Raw genomic sequence first — 18,804 nt, forward strand, 5'->3', positions numbered from 1 at the left:
CAGCTCCGGTGGCCCGGTGGTCAGCTCCGGATCGCCTGGCGAATCCAGTCGGTGATGTTGTCGACCCGCGAGGTCGTCTCGACGTCGGAGTGCGGACAGCCCGGGCCGAAGCTCTCCACCGACACCAGCGCCGGGCCGTGGCGACCCCGCTCGACGAAGTACGGGGCACCGGAGTCGTACGGGCAGGCGCTGGTGTCCGGGTGCGGGTACCGGCCGGTCACGCCGATGGTCGAGTCGGCGACCTCGGTGACGGCGAACAGCCCGGTGCGCAGCACGGTCGACGGCACCGGGTCGACCGAGTTGTCGGCACCGTATCCGGTGAGCCGGACGATGGCGCCGACCCGCGGCGGCCGGTGGGCCAGGGCGATCGGCTTGATGCCGCGGACCGGCTGGTCCAGCTTTGCCAGCGCCAGGTCGTTGGTGGGCGACTGGCGTACCGCGATCACGGTGGCGACCTGGCCGCCGTCGCCGGTGAGGTCCGCCCGGCCGACGGTCGCGGTGGTCAGGTCGGCGACCGGGCGGTCGACCCGTACGCCGTCGAAGGTCCGGAAGCAGTGCCCGGCGGTGACCACCCACTGCGGGTGGATCAGGGCTCCGGAGCAGGCGCTGTTACGGCGGCCACCGTCGGCCGTCGGGATTCCGGTCATCGTCAACTTCACCGAGAACCGGTACTTGCCGTCGGGGACGATCGTGCCGTTGGCGACGGCACCGGCCGGCCCGGCGGTGACGAGGCCGAGGCCGGCCGTCACGGCCAGCGCGAGGGCCGCCGTGGCCAGGCGGGAGGCGAGGGTACGGGACACAGTGGTTCCTTGTCGGATGGCCGCACCGGACGACCGGGTCGCAGGCTGGGCGGTACCGGAGCCGGCGGGCAGCGGACGTTGGACGTCTCGACGCTAGGTCGGCCCCTGACCATCGGACATGGACATTTCCCTACATCTGTCCGGCACGCCGCGACGGCGATACCGATTCACTGTCCGGTCCTGACGGAATGGTGTCGTCAGGTGCACGCGCGGTAGACGTAGTCGGCCCGGTTGCGGTGCGGTGAGACGTCGGGCATGGTCCGGCGGGCCGTGTCGACCACGAAGAGTTTGGTGTCGGTCGGGCCGGTCTCGTCGAGGAAGGTGGTGCTGCCGTAGTTGAGGTTGTAGTGCACGGACTCGGTCCGGTTGCGCCACCCCCAGCGGCCGAGGTCCTGCCATCCGCAGTCGCTGAGCCGGCCCCGCGGATAGGTGTAGTTGGTGCCGTCGTAGAAGCAGAACCAGCCGCCGGGGCAGTCCGGTCCGGCGAGCGGCCTGGCTTCGGCGGGGCGGGCAACGCTGACGATGAACACCCCGCCGGAGTAGGCGATGTCGGTCTGGTTGATCTGGGTGCCGCCGGGGTGGGCTGCCAGGTAGGCGTCCACCCGTGACTGGACATTGGTGGGCCCGGCGGCGGCGACGCCGGACTGCAGTCCGGTGGCCAGCACGGCGACGGCCAGTAGAGCGGGCGCCAGCCGCCGGCTTAGCAGGCGGGTCCGAATGCGTTGCGTCATGGCGGGCTCCAGTTGGTCCGAGTGGCGGTCCAGAAGTGGGTTGGGCGTACCGGCCACGCCACCGTCACCCTCAGTGCTCAGTCAGAAACTTCTCGACACGACACCGCCGACGATAGCCAATCGACCAACGAGATCGCCATATCCGCGTCGGTAAATAAATGAACAGCAGTCACGTCCCTCCGACCCGGAGTGAGCTGCAACTTCCGGCCAGCAACTGCCACCACGCAAAGCGCGACTTTCTCATGTTCCACATCCTGGAACAATTGACCATGATCAACAAAAATCATCGGGCACGATCTGGCACGCTGACGCCTCTTATAAGACGGATGCCGGACCCGGCAGCTCCGATTGCGACGACGTCACCGTAACGAGCACCGAGGAGCATTGTGGATGCAGAAGATGCGGCAGAGCTCGATGCCTGGCTCGGGGAACAGGTGAGTCAGCATCATGCGCTGCTGTGGACGATATTGTTTCAGCGCCTCGAGGACACCGGAGTCGCCGAAGATCTTCTGCAGGAGACATTCGTCAGGGCATGGCTGCACCGTGCGGACGGTCACCAGATCCGGCATCCGAGGGCGTGGCTCTACCGGGTGGCCCGACGACTGGCCGAGAGACGCCTGGGCAAGGACCGTCGCAGCCAGCAGACCCGGCGTACCACCTCGCTGACCCTGGTGGTCAGCAACGACGGTGACCTGGGCGCCGGGATCCTGCGGCAGGACGTGGCCCGGCTCGGTCGGCGGCTCAGCGTCAAGGACCGGGAGTGCCTGCTGCTGACCAGCTACGGCGTCAGCACGGCCGACATCGCCGCCATGTTGCGGATGAGCCCGGCAGCGGTACGGCGATCGCTGCGCCGGACCCGCCGCGCGTTGCACAAGCTACGGGACGAGGTGCAGGGCCGGCGTACCCGGCGTACCTGGCGCATCCCGGCCAGACGTGGGAAGGACTGACCATGGATCAGGAGCCGGCCGAGGACGGGTTCCGCCGCGACGAGCTGGTGCAGCTGGCCGTCCGGGCGCTGCTGCCCAGACAGGGACGGATTCCGCCGCCACCCGAGATCGACGTCACGAACCTGATAGCCGTTGCGCATCAGCGCCGGTCGGCGCAGGAATCGACCCGCTGGCGGTGGCGGCTGTGGCGGCCGCAGCTGTGGCGGGTCCTGGTCCCCGCCGTCGTGCTGGTGGTGCTGCTGATCGTCGGGATCGAGGCCGTCCGCCCGTACAGCGTGCCCGGGACGGCCGGACCGGACCCGGCCGTGTCTGGGCCGGCCGGACCGGACCCGGCCGGGTCGGACACCACCGACCCGGTCCTCGCCGACCCGGAACAGCCGCTGCCGCTGACCGCCGGCCCGGGCACCGCCCCGGCCCGCCACCAGCTGGCGGCGATCGCCCGGCACGTCCACTCACTCGACCAACCAGCACTCGACCAACCAGCGCTGGATCAACCGGTGCCAGACCAGCCGGCCACCACCGACCGCTACACCTACGTCCACCTGCGGGCCTGGTGGCGCGACGATCCCGCCACCGGGCAGGACGGCGGAGCATACGACCGGCGACTGTGGTGGGCCGCCGACCGGTCCGGGCAGGAGACCCGGGTCGACCCGGCGGAACCGGACCGGCCCGCCGAGGTGGTCGAGTACCCGCCCGGCGCGCTCGGTGTCGCCGTACCCGCTCCCGCCGCCGACCGGACGGTGCTGGCCGGCCAGCTCGCCGAGGAGCAGCCGATGCACGAAGGCCCGCAGGCCGCGCTCCGGGCGGTGGTCGGCCTCTACCGGTTCCACGACCTGTCCCCGGCCCAGCGGGCCGCCGCTCTGGCTGTCCTCGCCGACGCGGAGCTGGTCACCCACGGTCCGGTGCTGGACCGCGTCGGCCGGTCCGGGGTCGCGGTCAGCGCGACCGGCGAGATGGACGGCCGACCGGTGCGGGACACCGCCGTGATCGACCCCGCTACCGGTCGGCTGCTCAGCTACGAGCGGGTGGCCCTACCCGCCGACGACCGCGCGGCGGCCGGCACGGTCACCCGCTACCTGGTGTTCCTGCGCTCCGGCCGGGTCGATCGACTCGGCGCCGAACCGGCCGACTGAACCGTCACCGGGTACCCGCCCAGGACGGCCGGCATGAACCTGCGGCGGGCGGGTACCCGGTGACGATGCCCGACATCGCCAGCTACGGGCTCCTCAGTGACTGCCAGGGAGCGGCGTTGCTGTCCGCAGACGGCTCCGTCGACTGGTGGTGCCCGGCCCGGTTCGACGCGCCGAGCGTCTTCGCCCGGCTGCTCGACCCCGACGCCGGACACTGGTCCATCACCCCGGTCGACGGGCACCGCACCGCCCGCCGCTACCTGGCGGACACCATGGTGCTGCAGACCGACTTCCGGACCACCAACGGCGAGCTGCGGCTCACCGACGCGCTGGCCCTCGGCCACGGCGAACGCGGCCACCACATCGGCGGTGCCTCGCCACATGTGCTGCTGCGCCGGGTCGACGTCCTCTCCGGCACGGTGGAGGTCGATGTCGACCTGGTGGTACGGCCCGAGTACGGCCGGGTCGTCCCGGTGGTGACCGGCGACGACGGGCGGATCGAGCTGGTCGGCGGCAGTGACCGGCTGATCCTGACCGGCGACCCGCTGCCGGCCGAGTTGTCCGCCGGGGTGGACCGGATCGGCGGCCGGCTCACCCGCACCGCCGGGCAGACCGTACGGTTCGCGCTGCGGCACCTGCGCGCCGACGACACCGCACCACCGGCCGACGACCGGCGGTGCGGCGTCGACGACACGGTCGCCGGCTGGCGGTCCTGGGCCGACGAGCACCACAGCTACCAGGGGCTCTACCAGGAGCAGGTACGGCGCAGCGCGCTGGTGCTGCAGGCGCTGACCTATCAGCCGACCGGTGCGGTGGTGGCCGCGCCGACCACTTCGCTGCCCGAGGAGGTCGGCGGCGGCGCGAACTGGGACTACCGGTACGCCTGGCTGCGCGACGGGGCGTTCACCATGCAGGCGCTGTGGGTGGCCGCCTGCCCCGACGAGGCGCACCGGTTCTTCGACTGGATCGCCGACTCGGTCGGCGAGTTACCGTCCGACCAGCCAGTACCGATCATGTTCGGGGTCGGCGGCGAGCGGGACCTGACCGAGCACGATCTGGAGCACCTACGTGGCTACCGGGCCTCGACGCCGGTCCGGGTCGGCAACGACGCCTGGCGGCAGCGGCAGCTCGACGTACTCGGCGAGGTGATGCACGGTGCCTGGATCCTGCGCGACCGGCTCGGCGACCTGGCGGCGGGCACCGTACACCTGCTTCGTGGCCTTGCCGAACGAGCCTGCCGCACCTGGTCCCAGCCGGATTCCGGGATCTGGGAGGGTCGGGAGGGCGAACGCCACTACCTCACCTCGAAGCTGATGTGCTGGGTGGCGCTGGACCGGGCCATCGGGCTGGCGCCGGCGCTGCACGCCGAGCGTGACGTCGACCGTTGGCAGCGGACCCGGGAACAGATCCGCGCGGCGATCCTCGACCAGGGGTGGAGCGACCGGCGCCAGGCGTTCACCGGTGCGTTCGGCTCCGACCATCTCGACGCCGGCGTCCTGATCATGCCGATCATGGGTTTCCTGCCCGGCACCGACCACAGGGTGGTCGCCACGATCGACGCCATCGAGGCGGACCTGACCCACCACGGCCTGGTCCAGCGATGGACCGGCGGCGAGGACGAAGGAGCCTTCCTGATCTGCTCCTACTGGCTGGCCGAGGCCCTCGCGCTGGCCGGCCGGCACGACCGGGCCCGCCAGGTCTTCGAGGTGGCCACCGCGTGTGCGAACGATCTCGGTCTGCTCGCCGAGGAGGTGGACCGCCGCGACGGCGGCCTGATCGGCAACTTCCCGCAGGGGCTGTCGCACATCGGCCTGATCAACGCGGCGTGGACGCTGACCCAGACCGGGGAGGCGTCGCGACCACCGGGCCCACCCGGCGGGTGACCGGGCGGTCGTCGTCCGTCGGCGGCAACGCGGCCACCGCCCTCAGGTCCAGGCCGGCGAGGCTCTCCCGGTACCGCTGGTCGTCGCGGATCCGCCGCACCGCCGCGGCGATCCGGTCGGCGCAGCCGATGTCCAGCAGCCGGTACGCGGCGTCCCGCCCGGTGCGGGCACCCGCGTCGAGGTTGATCCCGATGCCGAGTCGGGCCGCCTGCCGGGCGACCAGCGGCTGATCGCCGAAGAACGGCACGACGACCATCGGCACCCCGGCGAGGATCGCCTCGTGGAAGCTGTTGCTGCCGCCGTGGGTGACGAACACGTCTGCCCGGCTGAGCACCCGCTGCTGGTCGACGGCGTGCCGGATCACCCAGTTCGCCGGGTACCGGTCCAGGATCCGGCGGCCCCGGGTCGGGAAGACCACCGTCAGGTCGGCCGAGGACCAGTGCCGGGCCAGGCCGGCGACGCACCGGCGCAGCGCGCCGACCAGCTCCGGCTCGGCGTACCAGAGGTTGTCCAGCACCTCGGTGCCGAAGGACAGGTAGACGACCGACCGGGCCGGGCCGGTGCCCCGGCGCTGCCGGTCTGCGCCCCGGCCGTCCTGGCTGGCCGGCCGGTTCCGGGACGGCCAGCCGTCGGAGAGGTACCCGGCGAAGCGTTGACATCCTCGCCGTCCTAATCGGCGGCGATTCCAGCCACGCCGCGCGTGACACGCGCAGTGTTCTGGTGGGTTACCGTTTCACCGCGCGGTGCCGGGACGGGTCCCGGTCCTACCCGCGCTCCACGGTCGTTGAAGTCCGCCTGCCCGGCGGCCTTGATGTTGATCGCGGCGTTGACGTCCCGGTCGTGGTGACTGCCACACGGACAGACCCACGACCGGACGTCCAGCGCCATCCGCTGGTTGATCCGGCCGCAGTCCGAGCACATCCGGGTGGACGGGAGCCACCGGTCCACCCGGGCGAACGTGCGTCCGTATCTCGCCGCCTTGTACTCCAGCATGGCGACGAACGACGACCATCCGGCGTCGTGGACGGACTTCGCCAGCCGGGTCCGGCCGAGACCGACGACACACAGGTCCTCGACGTACACCGCTTGATTGTCACGGATGATCGTCGTGGACAGCTTGTGCTGCCAGTCCCGCCGGGTGTCGGCCACCCGGGCGTGTGCCCTGGCGACCTTCACGACGGCCTTCCCACGGCGGTTGCTGCCCCGCTGTTTGCGGGACAGGGCCTGTTGCAGCCGTTTGAGCTTGCGGGCCGCGCGGCGCAGGAACCTGGGTGCGGCGACCTTCGTGCCGTCGGACATGACGGCGAAGTGCGTCAGCCCCAGATCGATCCCCACCTCGGCGTCCACCTCGGGCAGCGGCTCGTCCTCGCTGGTCCGCACGACGAACGAGGCGAAGTACCTTCCGGCGGCGTCCCGGATGACCGTCACGGACGACGGGTCCGACGGCAGTGTCCGGGACCAGCGCACCGTGAGATCGCCGATCTTCGGCAGCCGCAGGCGGCCGTTGTCCAGGACCGTGAACCGGGAATTGCGGGTGAAGCGGATGGCCTGCCGGTTGTCCTTACGGGACCGGAACCTCGGCGGCGCGACCTGGCGGCCTTTACGCCTGCCCGACACGGAGTGGAAGAAGTTGCGGTACGCGGCGTTCAGGTCCGCGAGGGCCTGCTGCAACACCACCGCCGACACCTCACCCAGCCACGCCCGCTCCGGAGTCGCCTTGGCCCGCGTGATGACCCGCTTCGACAGCTCGGCGTCCGACACGTACGGCAGACCCTGCTCGTAGGCCTCCTGCCGGAGGCGCAGCCCGTCGTTGAACACCACCCGGGCGCATCCGAACGCCCGGGCCAGCGCGATCTGCTGGCCGGGTGTCGGGTAGACCCGGAACTGGTACCGGAGCTGCACGAACCACACGATATCATGTTGGTCTATGGCAGAATTTGAGGGTATCCGTACCGGCAGGCACTGCGTCTTCGCGATGCATGTTCATTTGGTTTTCGTGACGAAGTTCCGGCACACGGTGTTCGCCGACCGGCACCTGACCCGCATGGAACAGATCATGCGGGACGTATGCACGGACTTCGAGGCCGAACTGGTCGAGTTCAACGGCGGCTACAACCATGTCCACCTGCTGGTCGACCACCCACCCAAAGTCGCCGTGGCCCGCCTGGTCAACTCGCTCAGGGGCGCCTCGTCGCGCCGCCCGCGGCAGGAGTTCCCCGACCTCGCACGCCACTACTACCGGGCCAACAAGCTCTGGTCGGGCTCGTACTTCGCCGGCTCCGTCGGCGGCGCGCCACCAAGCATCGTGAAGCAGTACATCGAGCAGGAAAACCGGCCAGCTTAGAGCACTGCCCGGACCCGGGCGGCCCTCCCAGCGCGGGCCTTCACCCCCGGCCTGAAGGCCGGAGCACCGGCCCGCATTCCGGTAGCCGACCGTCGCGCGGTTGGCGCGGAAGTCGGGCGGCGTGACCGCACGGTACGACCAGAGGATGTTCTGCTCGGCCGGCAGGTGCAGACAGTTCGAGACGAGTTCCACCGTGACCGGGTCGAGCCTGACGCCGTACCGCCGGTCCAGAGCGTCCAGTGCCGCCGTGTTCGGCGGTGCCGTCAGGCAGTGCCGCAGATATCCGGCGTCCGTCATCGGTCCGACCAGTCCCGGCACCGAGCACCACGCCGGCACGCCCAGCCGGCGGGCGACCAGTGCGCCCTCGATCGCGCAGAAGTCGTACAGCACCAGGTCGGGGCGGTAGGCGCGGGCCACCGCCAGGCATTCGCCGAACAACCGGTACGCCCGGTCGAACACCCGGTCCGCCGGGGTGTTGCGGAACTCGCGGCAGCCCGGCAACGCGACGGTCGACCCGGCCAGGTCACCCAACCGGGGCACGGTGGTCTGCCGGTCGACGAGCACCAGGCGGAAGCTGTCCTCGGCCCGGTGCCGGCGGATCAGCCGTTTCAGGATGTTGAGGTGTCCCTCGTTGGGGATGCTGAATACGAGCACCCGTCGTCGCGGCATCCCGCACCTTTCCCGCCGGCCGACCCGACAAACCACCCGGATACCGGCAGAACCGCCTACCCGGCGGCGCGCACCCCGTTACCGTCGGCCCAGTGACCACCCAGCAGCCGACCGTCACCCAGCCACGGCCATCGCAGCAGCAGGCGGACGACCTGTTGGGCCGGATGAACCTGGCGGAAAAGGCCGGCCTGCTGTTCCACCCGATGATCGGCATCGGTCCGGGTGGCACCCTCGCACCGGCCGACCCGGACGCCGGGCTGCTCGCCGCCGAGGAGATCGTCCTGCACCGCCGGATCAGCCACGTCAACCTGGTCGGCGTCGCGGCACCGGCCGACCTTGCCCGCTGGCACAACCAGCTGCAGGACCTGGCCGCGTCGACCCGACTCGGCGTACCGGTGACGGTCGCCACCGATCCCCGGCACGCCCGGTCCGCCAACCCCAACACGACGGCGCTGGCCGGTGCCTTCTCCGTCTGGCCGGAACCGCTGGGGCTGGCCGCGACCGGCGACCCGGAGCTGGTCCGGCGGCACGCCGACACCGTCCGGCGGGAGTACCTGGCGGTCGGCATCCGGGCCGCGCTGCACCCGCAGGCCGACGTCGCCACGGACCCGCGCTGGCCACGGGTGCTGGGCACCTTCGGCGAGGACCCGGAGCTGGTCAGCCGGCTGACGGTCGCGTACCTGTCCGGTTTGCAGGGTCCGACGCTCGGACCGGACAGCGTCGCCGCGCTGGTCAAGCATTTCCCGGGCGGCGGCCCGGTCCGCACCGGCGAGGACCCCCATTTCCGGTACGGCGCCGAGCAGGCCTACCCGGGTGGCCGCCTCGCCGCCCACCTGGCGCCGTTCGTGGCGGCCGTGCGGGCCGGCGCCGCGCAGGTGATGCTCGGCTACGGGCTGCCGGTCGGCACCGAACTGCCGCCGGTGGCGTTCGCCTTCAACCACGAGGTGGTGACCGGGCTGCTGCGCCAGCAGCTCGGCTTCACCGGGGTGATCTGCGCCGACTGGGGCGTACTGACCGACGCCTGTTTCCGGGGCAAGGACCGGCCGGCCCGCGCCTGGGGCGTCGAACATCTCGAACCGGCGCAGCGGCTGCGTACCGCGCTGCACGCCGGGGTGGACCAGTTCGGCGGCGAGGCCCGCCCGGACCTGGTGGTCGACCTGGTCCGCAGCGGCCAGGTCACCGAGGACCGGATCGACGAGTCCGCCCGCCGCGTCCTGCACGACAAGCTGCGGCTCGGCCTGTTCGAGCACCGCTACGTCGACCCGGAGCACGCCGTGCAGCTGGTCGGTGGCCCGCCGGCCCGCGCCGCCGGGCTGGCCGCCCAACGGGCCTGTGTGACGCTGCTGCGTCAGGCTCCGTCGGACAGCCCGGCCCGGTTGCCGCTCGCCCCCGGCCTGCGGGTGTACGCCGAAGGCCCGCTGCGGGCCGCGCTGGGTGGCAGGTGGCCGGTGGTGTCGGATCCGCGCCAGGCGGACGTGGCGGTGCTGCGGCTGGCCGCGCCGTACGAGCGGCGGACCGGCCCGGTGGAGGCGTACTTCCACGCCGGACCGTTGGAGTTCCCGCCGGGCACGCTGGACCGGGTGCTGGCGGTCGCTGCGGTGGTGCCGACCGTCGCGGACGTCTACCTCGACCGGCCGGCGGTGCTCACCCCGCTCGCCGACCGGGTCGGCACCCTGCTGGTCAGTTTCGGCGTCGAGGACACCGCGCTGGTCGACGTACTCGCCGGGGAGCCGGCACCGACCGGCCGGCTGCCGGTCGACCTGCCGGCCAGCCAGCGGGCCGTGCTCGCCGGGCAGCCGGACGCCCCGTTCGACGACCCGGACCCGCTGTTCCCGTACGGCCACGGGCTGACGTACTGATCCCTGGTAGATGGGCTCAGCGGATCCCCTGGTGGATGCCTCAGCGGCGCGGTTCCCAGCGGAACAGCCGGGCTGCCAGCGCGACGGCGACGACGACCCAGCCGAGGGTGGGTGCCAGCAGGGTCAGTGAGTCCGTCACGGCGACGCCGCCGTTCCAGGCGTCGACGACCAGTTCGGTGGCCGCGCCGCCGGGGAGCAGCCGCTTGAGCAGGGTGAGTTCCTCGGTGCCGCTGATACCGACCCAGCTCATCACGGCGATGACGCCGAGGCTGACCGGCAGCGTGGTCACCTGGGCGTGCTCGGGTGAGTTCGTCAGCCCGGCGGTGGCCAGCCCCAGACCGATCAACATGGTCGTCGTCGCGACGACGGCCGCCACCAGCAGCGGAACGTTCGCCGGCTGGCCGGAGACCACGGCCAGCACGGTCAGGATCCCGGTGACCTGGAGCAGGGCGATGACGGTGGCCGGGGTGAGCAGTCCGGCGAGGATCTGCGGGTCGCTCGCCGTGGTGGAGCGCAGCCGTTTGAGGAAGAGGTTCTGCCGGCGGGAGGCCAACGTGGTCACCGTGGTGGCGTACAGCCCGAACGCGCCCACGGTGAACACCACCACCGCCGCGATGTACCCGAGGCTGCCCAGCGTCGCAAAGGCTTCGTGCTGGTAGATGAAGAACCCGCTGACCGCCACGGGCATGACGAAACTCGTGACCAGCACGAGCCGGTTGCGGAAGATCTGGGTCAGTTCACTGACGGCTATGGAGAGCATGGCGTTACGTTCCGTCCTTCAAGGATTCGGTACGGAGAGGGAGTTCGGTACGGGTTCATTCGGTGCCGATGGCGCGGAACACGTCGTCGAGCCGGGTCGGCCCGGCTTCGAGGCCACGCAGCTCCACGGCGTGGTCGTGCGCCCAGCGCAGCAGGGTGTGCAGGTCCCGCTGCAGGTCGAGGGTCTCGATGCGCAGCGCGTCGCCGTCGCCCGGCTCGGCCGGCAGCGGTAGCGCCGGGGTCGGGGCCGACGCGGACGCCGGCAGCGAGAAGCTGATCACCGCCGGCAGGGACCGGGTCAGTTCGGCGACGGTCCCCTCCCGGCGCAGGGTGCCCTGGTGCATCAGACCGATCCGGTCGGCGCGCTGCTGGGCCTCTTCCAGGTAGTGCGTGGTGAGCACGACGGTCGAGCCGTCCGCACGCAGGTTGTCGATGACGTCCCACAGTCCGTCGCGGGACTGGATGTCCAGCCCGGTGGTCGGCTCGTCCAGGAAGATCAGCTCCGGTGCCCCGTACACGGCGGTGGCGAAATCCAACCGCCGTTTCTCCCCGCCGGAGAGCTGGGCGACCAGGGTGCCGGCCTTGCCGGTGAGGTCGACCAGGTCGAGCACCCGGTCGACGTGGTCGACCCGCTGACTGAGTTTCCCGATCAGCCGGACCGACTCCCGCACAGTGAGGTCCGGGGAGAATCCGCTCTCCTGGAGCATGATGCCCATCCTGGGCCGTACGGCTGCCCGGTCATCGGGGCGCTGCCCGAAGACCCGCACCACCCCCGAGGTCGCCGTCCGGTGACCTTCGATGGTTTCCAGCGCCGAGGTCTTCCCGGCCCCGTTCGTGCCGAGCAGGGCGTAGAGCTCGCCCCGGCGTACCTGGAAGGAAAGGTCCTTGACGGCGTGAAAGTCTCCGTAGGCGACGTTGAGGCGTTCGACCTCGATAACTGGTGTGGTGGACATGCCGTCAATTTCAGCGCTGACCGCGCCCGCCGGTCAGTGCGACCACGTCACCACTTCGGGATGACATTCCCGCCGGTGCACCCGTGACGTAGTGTCACTGGTGGCCAGCCCGGAACCGGACGAATACTCAGCAGATGCCCGAGCACACCGAGCCCACGCGGCGACGGCTGCGCAAACTCAACCTCGTCATGCTGGCCCCGCCGCTCGCCGTCGGCGGGGCTATCGTGGTGGTGGCGGACTCCCGCACCTGGTGGGACGCGCTCATCCTGGCCTCGGGCGTGGTCGCGGCACTGGTGGCCTTCGAGCGGTGGACGGCACGCGACCTGCCCCGGTTCGCCCCGGCCTGTCTGATCGTCACCGCCGCCGTCTGGCCGCTCGGCGTACTGATGATCGACAGCCCGCGTGCGTTCTACGGCCTGGCCCTCGTCGGCTCCCTCGTCGTCCCCTACTTGAAGCGGCACCGGGCTGCGGCGGCCGTCGGTCTCGTCGGCTACGTCGCGGCGGTCGGCGCGACGCGGCTGCTGGTGTCGTCCGAGAGCGTCTCCGACGTCCTCCTGCAGTACGTCGTCCTTCCCGCCGGTGCCGTCGCGGTGATCACCGGCCTGATGTTTCCGAACAAGCGGTTCTACGACGTCGTCGACGAGTTGCAGGAGTCCCGCCGGCGTGAAGCGGAGCTGGCCGTCTTTCGGGAACGCGCCCGGTTCGCCAGCGACCTGCACGACATCCAGGGCCACACCTTGCACGTGGTGAAGCTGAAGATCGCGTTGGCCCGCAAACTGGTCCGTACCGACCCCGACCGGGTCGACAACGAGCTGCGGGAGATCTATTCCCTGGTCAGCGACACCATCAACCAGACGAAGGAGCTCGCCTACGCGCAGCGGCGACTCAACCTCTCCGCCGAGCTGGAGAACGCCAAGAACCTCTTCGAAGCCGCCGGCATCCGGGTCCGCGTCGACCGTGAGGCCGAAGTCGACACCCGCGCCGACGAACTGCTCGGCCAGGTCCTGCGCGAGACGACGACCAACATCCTGCGGCACGCACAGGCCACCCAGGTGAAGATCACCCTGTCCGGTTCGGGCATCACCGTGGTCAACGACGGCGCACCGCAGAGTCCGCTGCCCGAGCTGCGTGGCCTGGCCGCGCTGCGGGACCGGGTGGCCGGCAGCGCCGGTGAGCTCACCGTGGAGCAGTCCGATGGGCGTTTCCTGACGGCTGCGACCTTCCCGCGCACCGGCCCGCGCACCGGCCCGCGCACTGGCTCCGCACCGATGGAGGACCGATGACGCAGGCCGATGCCCCGGCGACCACCGTGGTGCTCGCCGACGACGAAGTCCTGCTCCGCAAGGCGATGGCCGCGCTGCTGCCGCTCGAAGGCGACATCACCGTGCTCGCCGAAGCCGCCGACGGCGCGTCGGCTGTCGAGGCGACCCTGCACCACCGGCCCGACGTCCTCGTCATCGACCTGGAGATGCCCGGCGTGGACGGGCTCGCCGCCGTCGCCCAGATCCGGCAGACCCGGCCCGAACAGGTCATCCTGATGCTGACCCGGCACGCCCGACCGGGTGTGCTGCGCCGCGCTCTCCGGCTCGGCGTACAGGGCTTCGTCAGCAAGTCGGCCGAGCCCGCGCACATCGCCTCGGTCATCGGCACCCTGCACGCGGGCAAGCGGTGGATCGATCCGGACGTTTCCGCGCTCGCCGTCATCGACGACTGCCCACTGACCGACCGGGAGGTCGACGTGCTGCGGGCCACCGGCGACGGGTACTCGGTAGCCGACATCGCCGTCCGGCTCCACCTCGCCGAGGGCACCGTACGCAACTATCTGTCCAACGCGATGCAGAAGACCCAGACCCGGACCCGGCACGACGCGGCCCGCTACGCCCGCGAACACGACTGGCTCTGAACCCGTCGGGGTACGCCGTACGGCCGCACGGCCGGGCAGGTCAGTCGCGGCGCTGCAACCGGTGCAGCACGGCGGCGGCGACCAGGCCGTACGCCAGGTGCGGCACGATGTCCGACGCCCAGTCGGCGGCGCTCCACTGCCGCGGGTCGGTCACCTTGAGCAGGGTCATCGGCGCGTCCGAGCCGGCCATCGCCAACATGGCGAGCAGGCCGGTGGCCGCCCAGACCGGGGCCCGGCGGGGTCCGGCCACGGCGTACAGCGCTCCGGCGCCGAGGCCGGTGGCGTAGCCGAGCAGCGGCCCGAGCCCGGCCCGCCGGTTGCTGGCTGTCTCCTCGTCGCCCAGGTCGACGTGCAGCGTCTCGGCGAGCCGGCCGACGCTACGCTGCGGGGTGCTGCTCGCCGGCCGGGCCCGGCCGGCCATGTCGAGGTAGGTGACCATGTTGAGGGCGCTGGTGCCGGCGGCACCGGCCAGCAGCCCACTCCAGATTCGCCGCATACGCAGGCTCGTACCCGCCCGCCGGGAGGTTGACGCAGCGGAGCAGCGGGGAATTTTGTCCGTAATTCACGATGTTGCCAAGCTTCCCACGTCCACCTTGCGAATCTTACGTTTTAATCGGACCCTAGCAGCATGACAGCTGCCAGGGTCATGGATGAGCAGACGATCCTCCCCGACGCCGCCGACAGCGCGGAAGTCGTCGACCTGCTGCAAGTGCTCCGTGATCGGGGACACCAGCCGCCGACCGGCCGCGCTCGGCTGGTGAGCGCCGATGGCAGCGCGTCCCGGCCGATTCCCGACGGCCTGCACGACATTCTCGTCAAGGCACTTGAGGCACTGGCCAGCGGCTATGCCGTGACGATCGCCCCGCAACATACGACTCTCACTACGCAGCAAGCCGCCGACATGCTCGGCATCTCGCGGCCGACCCTGACGAAACTCCTGGAGGAAGGGAAAATTCCTCACGAACGCCCGAACAGCCATCGTCGCATCAAGCTCGCGGACGTACTGCGGTATCAGGAGCAGCGGCGGGTGGAGCGTAGGCAACTGCTAGACCAACTGACAGCCGAGAGCATCGCTCTGGGGCTGTACGACCTCACCGCCGACGAATCCACTGAAGGCGATGACAACCAGGTGTGAAGCGGACGGTTTCACCGTAGGCCAGGTACGCCTAAGCTCATCTGGTGCCGTTCTCCGCCCTCCTCGATGCGAACGTCTTGGTTCCGAACCTGTTACGAGACACCCTCCTGCGGATTGCCGAAGCCGATCTCTACCGCCCCCTGTGGAGTGCTGAAATTCTCGCGGAGACGCGACGCACGATCGTGCGGCTTCGGCCGAACATTGACCACGGACGTCTCGATGCGATGTTCACGAGCATGAACAAGGCGTTCACCGACGCCCTGGTCACCGGATATGAGTCCCTCACCGTGGAGATGAAGAACGATTCCGGCGATCGACACGTCCTGGCTGCAGCCGTCGCTGGCCGAGCAGACGTCGTGGTGACGAACAACGTCAGACACTTCCCCCGTGAGGTCATGGATCCGCTCAACATCGAAACACTGACACCCGACCGCTTCCTGTGCCTTCAATACGATCTGGCGCCGGTCCTGGTGGTCGATGTGATCAAGCGGCAGAGCGCGGAAACGGGCAGAGCGGAAGGAAACCCAAAGATCAGTTTGGACGACCTGCTTGACCGGCTCAGCGCGTGCGGCGCTCCGAGATTCGCCGATCACCTGCAGAGTCTTCTCGCCGCGGCGAAGGTCCGGCCGCGTTCGCCGACCACATCGACGCCACGCTTCGTCCAGCCATAGCGCAGGCTAAGCTTCGTTGCCGTGGCAGGACGCCCCGCCGTACGGTGGCGGTGGCAGGTGATCCGAATGAGTGCCGAAGGTACGGGAGCCGGCTGGCCCGGCACGATTCACGTGGGTGAACCGCACGGCGGCGAAATCTCCACCCGGTTGAACTGGTTACGGGCCGGGGTGCTGGGCGCCAACGACGGCATTGTGTCGACGGCGGGTCTCGTCGTGGGAGTGGCCGGCGCGACCATCGCCACCGGCCCCGTCCTGACCGCGGGGGTCGCGGGAGTGGCGGCGGGCGCCGTCTCCATGGCCCTGGGTGAGTACGTGTCGGTGAGCAGCCAACGTGACTCCGAACGGGCGCTACTGGCGAAGGAACGCACCGAGCTCGAACGGTTCCCCGAGCAGGAGCTGGACGAGCTGACCGCGCTCTACGTCGCAAAGGGCCTGACGGCCGGGACCGCCCGGCTGGTGGCGGAGGAGCTGACCGCGAAGGACGCCTTCGCCGCGCACGCCGACATCGAGCTGCGGATCGACCCAGATTCGTTGACGAATCCCTGGCACGCGGCCGGCGCCTCGGCGATCGCCTTCACCCTGGGGTCGCTGCTGCCGCTGATCGCGATCCTGCTGCCACCACCCGGCGCGCGGGTCCCCGTGACGTTCGCTGTCGTGCTGCTCACGCTCGCGATGACGGGTGCGGTGAGCGCGAGACTTGGCTCCGCCCGCGTGGGTCGGGCCGTCGTCAGACTCGTCGCTGGCGGTGCCCTGGCCATGGCCGTCACCTTTGCCATCGGGCAACTCGTCGGCGCGACGGTGCTCTGAGCCAGCCGGTCACCCGCTGGAACCTGCCGACAAACGTGGGGCCAGCGGAAGCCGGATGGTGAACGTGCTGCCCTGGCCGGGCCGCGACTGCGCGTCTACGGCGCCGCCGTGTGCCGCGACGAGTTCGCGGACCACCGCGAGACCGATGCCGGCCCCGACGGCGGACCGGCTGTTCCGGCCACGCCAGAAACGGTCGAAGACGTGCGGCAGGTCGGCGGGTTCGATGCCAGGTCCGGTGTCGGCGACCCGGATGCGCGCGTGGTGGTCGACGGTGTCGACGCTGACCTGGACCTGGTCGCCCGGTCGGCAGTAGCGGGCGGCGTTGGTCAGCAGGTTGGTGACGGCCTGGTGGAGCCGATCGGGGTCGGCGTGTACCGGGACCGGGGAGCGGATGTCACGGTCGACGCGAAGGCCGGCGCTGCGCAGCCGGGGTTCCTGACCGTCGAGCGCGGCGGTGACGATGCCGGCGAGGTCGACATCGGCGCGGCGCAGCGACAGCGCCGCGGACTCGGCCGCCGACAACTCGGCGAGATCCTCCACCACCCGGCCCAGCCGCAGGCTCTGATCGTGCAGGCTGGCCAGCCGGGCCGGGTCCGGCTCGGCCAGGCCGTCGCGTAGCTCCTCCAGGCCGGCCTGCAGGGAGGCAAGTGGGGTACGCAGTTCGTGGGCGACGTCGGCCGACAGTTGCCGACGTACCTGTTCCGCCTGCGTCACCTGGTCGGCCATCGCGTCGACCGCGCTGGCGAGCTCGCCGAGTTCGCCGGGGGCGCGCAGCCGGGCGCGCACGGCCCGGTCACCGCCGGCGAAGGCACGGGCGGCCCGGGTCACCGCGACCAGCGGCACGCTGAGCCGGCAGGCGACGTACCAGCTCACGGCCAGGGCGAGCAGCAGCGCGGCAACGCCAGCGGCGGCGACCCACTGCCAGGCGACCGCGCGTCCACCGGTCACGGGTGCGCGGCCGAAGATGAGTTCGACTGTTCCCACGTCCTGACCGGCGACCCGGACGGTGGCGGTCTCCAGCGTGCCGGTCGCTGCGGTGCCGGTGGCGTCGTGGTGGGCGCCCCGCATGGGGCCGGAGCCGGCGGGTGCCCGGCCGGGCCACACCATCGCGCCGGTGGCGTCCCGGATGACCAGTTGCGCGCCGGCCGCCTCGGCGATGGCCCGTGCAGCGGTCAGGTCGGCGGCGGACCAGCCACCGGTCGCAGGGTAGCCGTCGGCGACGGCTACCGCCGTACGGGTGGCGGCCGCTTCGCGGTTGGCGCGTTCGGCGGTGGCCAGTCCCCGGTCGGTGCCGATGAGCGCGGCGATGGTCAGGATGGCGACGGAGGACAGGGCCACTGCGGCGAACGCGGCGAGCAGCCGTCGGCCGAGCGGGCCGAATACAGCGGTCGGGTCACCGGTCACGGCCGAGGACCAGCCGGTATCCGACGCCGAGCACGGTCGCGATGATCTCGCCCGGGTCGGCAGCGAGCTTGCGGCGCAGGTTCTTCACATGTGAGTCGATGGTCCGTTCGTAGCCGGCGAACTCGTAGCCTCGGACCCGGTTGACCAGTTCGTAGCGGGAGAACACCCGGCCGGGCGCGGACGCCATGGTGGTCAACAGACCCCACTCGGTCGGGGTCAGCTCCAGCAGTCGGCCGGCCAGCCACGCCTCGTGCCGGGCCTCGTCGATCCGTAGCCGACCGGCTCCGTACGAGGCCGGGCCCGGCTCGGTGGCGCCACCGCGCAGGCGGTGCAGAACGGCCTGCACCCGTAGGACGAGTTCGGTGGGGCTGAACGGCTTGGTGACGTAGTCGTCGGCGCCGTGCTGCAGTCCCCGGATGCGGTCGTCCACGCCGCTGCGGGCGGTCAGCACGATGGTCGGCACGTCGCCGTCGGCGCGGGCCGCGGCCAGCACGTCGAGGCCGTCGACGTCGGGCAGCCCCAGGTCGAGCACGACCAGATCGATGCCGCCTTCGTCGAGCAGGCGGACGGCCTCGGCTCCGGAGTGGGTGGTGTGGGCTTGCAGACCGGCCCGTTCCAGGTAGCGGCGCAGCAGCTCGCGGATTTCCCGATCGTCCTCGACGACAAGCACGGTGCCGGCCATGACTCCACCTCATCGCGGTCAGCCGGTGGGGCGGCAGAGCCGTTCGGCCTCTCCCCACCCGCCCGACGGCACGTCCTGCCGCGCGGTCGCCCCTTGCGGTGCAACGCGGAGGACCTGCGCCAGCCGA

The 18,804-nt window shown here is 71.0% G+C and carries 19 protein-coding genes; 10 read left to right on the forward strand and 9 right to left on the reverse strand.

The window, feature by feature from the left end; all coding sequences use genetic code 11:
* Window positions 1-20 precede the first annotated feature (20 nt).
* Both O7629_RS25480 and O7629_RS25485 read right to left on the reverse strand, forming a co-directional pair.
* Entirely contained in the window at window positions 21-800 is a 780-nt protein-coding gene (locus O7629_RS25480) for a trypsin-like serine protease (RefSeq protein ID WP_278172310.1), read from the reverse strand.
* Between the two features lie 197 nt (window positions 801-997).
* The gene (locus O7629_RS25485) at window positions 998-1,531 is read right to left on the reverse strand and encodes a peptidase inhibitor family I36 protein (RefSeq protein WP_278172312.1); all 534 of its coding nucleotides are present in this window, start codon (window positions 1,529-1,531) and stop codon (window positions 998-1,000) included.
* Window positions 1,532-1,965: 434 nt separating this feature from the next.
* On the opposite strand from O7629_RS25485, the gene O7629_RS25490 reads away from it, so the two are divergent.
* From O7629_RS25490 to O7629_RS25500, 3 genes are all read left to right on the forward strand, one after another.
* Window positions 1,966-2,478: an RNA polymerase sigma factor gene (locus O7629_RS25490; RefSeq protein ID WP_278172314.1), complete on the forward strand. Its 513-nt coding sequence runs from the start codon at window positions 1,966-1,968 to the stop codon at window positions 2,476-2,478.
* 2 nt (window positions 2,479-2,480) lie between these two features.
* Window positions 2,481-3,611, forward strand: a complete 1,131-nt coding sequence (locus tag O7629_RS25495) for a hypothetical protein (protein WP_278172316.1) — start codon at window positions 2,481-2,483, stop codon at window positions 3,609-3,611.
* A gap of 65 nt (window positions 3,612-3,676) precedes the next feature.
* Window positions 3,677-5,491: a glycoside hydrolase family 15 protein gene (locus O7629_RS25500; protein ID WP_278172318.1), complete on the forward strand. Its 1,815-nt coding sequence runs from the start codon at window positions 3,677-3,679 to the stop codon at window positions 5,489-5,491.
* On the opposite strand, the gene O7629_RS25505 is transcribed toward O7629_RS25500, so the two are convergent.
* Both O7629_RS25505 and O7629_RS25510 read right to left on the reverse strand, forming a co-directional pair.
* A complete protein-coding gene (locus tag O7629_RS25505) occupies window positions 5,424-6,008 on the reverse strand; it encodes a nucleotide disphospho-sugar-binding domain-containing protein (RefSeq protein WP_278172319.1) in 585 nt (194 codons plus the stop codon). The two genes, O7629_RS25500 and O7629_RS25505, sit on opposite strands and share 68 nt — an antisense overlap.
* Window positions 6,009-6,160: 152 nt before the next feature.
* The gene (locus O7629_RS25510) at window positions 6,161-7,393 is read right to left on the reverse strand and encodes a transposase (protein WP_278172320.1); all 1,233 of its coding nucleotides are present in this window, start codon (window positions 7,391-7,393) and stop codon (window positions 6,161-6,163) included.
* 25 nt (window positions 7,394-7,418) lie between these two features.
* On the opposite strand from O7629_RS25510, the gene tnpA reads away from it, so the two are divergent.
* Complete coding sequence (gene tnpA, locus O7629_RS25515) at window positions 7,419-7,835, forward strand: IS200/IS605 family transposase (protein ID WP_278172321.1); 417 nt, start codon at window positions 7,419-7,421, stop codon at window positions 7,833-7,835.
* A 761-nt stretch (window positions 7,836-8,596) separates the two neighbouring features.
* Window positions 8,597-10,363 carry a glycoside hydrolase family 3 N-terminal domain-containing protein gene (locus O7629_RS25520; protein WP_278172322.1) on the forward strand — a complete coding sequence of 589 codons (1,767 nt, stop codon included), beginning with the start codon at window positions 8,597-8,599 and terminating at the stop codon, window positions 10,361-10,363.
* Between the two features lie 40 nt (window positions 10,364-10,403).
* On the opposite strand, the gene O7629_RS25525 is transcribed toward O7629_RS25520, so the two are convergent.
* The gene (locus O7629_RS25525; RefSeq protein ID WP_278172323.1) at window positions 10,404-11,123 is read right to left on the reverse strand and encodes a hypothetical protein; all 720 of its coding nucleotides are present in this window, start codon (window positions 11,121-11,123) and stop codon (window positions 10,404-10,406) included.
* A gap of 55 nt (window positions 11,124-11,178) precedes the next feature.
* On the reverse strand, window positions 11,179-12,075 hold the full coding sequence (locus O7629_RS25530; RefSeq protein ID WP_278172324.1) for an ABC transporter ATP-binding protein: 897 nt from the start codon (window positions 12,073-12,075) through the stop codon (window positions 11,179-11,181).
* 134 nt (window positions 12,076-12,209) lie between these two features.
* On the opposite strand from O7629_RS25530, the gene O7629_RS25535 reads away from it, so the two are divergent.
* Both O7629_RS25535 and O7629_RS25540 read left to right on the forward strand, forming a co-directional pair.
* Window positions 12,210-13,358 (forward strand): histidine kinase, encoded by a 1,149-nt coding sequence (locus O7629_RS25535; RefSeq protein WP_278172325.1) that lies wholly within the window; start codon window positions 12,210-12,212, stop codon window positions 13,356-13,358.
* Complete coding sequence (locus tag O7629_RS25540) at window positions 13,355-13,978, forward strand: response regulator transcription factor (protein WP_278172326.1); 624 nt, start codon at window positions 13,355-13,357, stop codon at window positions 13,976-13,978. The genes O7629_RS25535 and O7629_RS25540 overlap by 4 nt, the downstream gene beginning before the upstream one ends.
* A 40-nt stretch (window positions 13,979-14,018) precedes the next feature.
* On the opposite strand, the gene O7629_RS25545 is transcribed toward O7629_RS25540, so the two are convergent.
* Window positions 14,019-14,474 carry a hypothetical protein gene (locus O7629_RS25545; protein WP_278172327.1) on the reverse strand — a complete coding sequence of 152 codons (456 nt, stop codon included), beginning with the start codon at window positions 14,472-14,474 and terminating at the stop codon, window positions 14,019-14,021.
* Between the two features lie 132 nt (window positions 14,475-14,606).
* On the opposite strand from O7629_RS25545, the gene O7629_RS25550 reads away from it, so the two are divergent.
* The 3 genes from O7629_RS25550 to O7629_RS25560 all read left to right on the forward strand — a co-directional run bounded on the left by O7629_RS25550 (window position 14,607) and on the right by O7629_RS25560 (window position 16,591).
* Window positions 14,607-15,113: a helix-turn-helix domain-containing protein gene (locus O7629_RS25550; protein WP_278172328.1), complete on the forward strand. Its 507-nt coding sequence runs from the start codon at window positions 14,607-14,609 to the stop codon at window positions 15,111-15,113.
* Window positions 15,114-15,157: 44 nt separating this feature from the next.
* A complete protein-coding gene (locus tag O7629_RS25555; protein WP_278172329.1) occupies window positions 15,158-15,784 on the forward strand; it encodes a PIN domain-containing protein in 627 nt (208 codons plus the stop codon).
* A 66-nt stretch (window positions 15,785-15,850) separates the two neighbouring features.
* Window positions 15,851-16,591 (forward strand): VIT family protein, encoded by a 741-nt coding sequence (locus tag O7629_RS25560; RefSeq protein WP_278172330.1) that lies wholly within the window; start codon window positions 15,851-15,853, stop codon window positions 16,589-16,591.
* A 9-nt stretch (window positions 16,592-16,600) separates the two neighbouring features.
* On the opposite strand, the gene O7629_RS25565 is transcribed toward O7629_RS25560, so the two are convergent.
* Together O7629_RS25565 and O7629_RS25570 are read right to left on the reverse strand one after the other, a co-directional pair.
* Window positions 16,601-17,995, reverse strand: a complete 1,395-nt coding sequence (locus tag O7629_RS25565) for a HAMP domain-containing sensor histidine kinase (protein WP_278172331.1) — start codon at window positions 17,993-17,995, stop codon at window positions 16,601-16,603.
* On the reverse strand, window positions 17,985-18,677 hold the full coding sequence (locus O7629_RS25570; protein WP_278172332.1) for a response regulator transcription factor: 693 nt from the start codon (window positions 18,675-18,677) through the stop codon (window positions 17,985-17,987). Before O7629_RS25570 ends, O7629_RS25565 begins: the two co-directional genes overlap by 11 nt.
* Window positions 18,678-18,804 lie beyond the last annotated feature (127 nt).

Source organism: Solwaraspora sp. WMMD792, from assembly GCF_029626105.1.
Lineage (GTDB): Bacteria > Actinomycetota > Actinomycetes > Mycobacteriales > Micromonosporaceae > Micromonospora_E.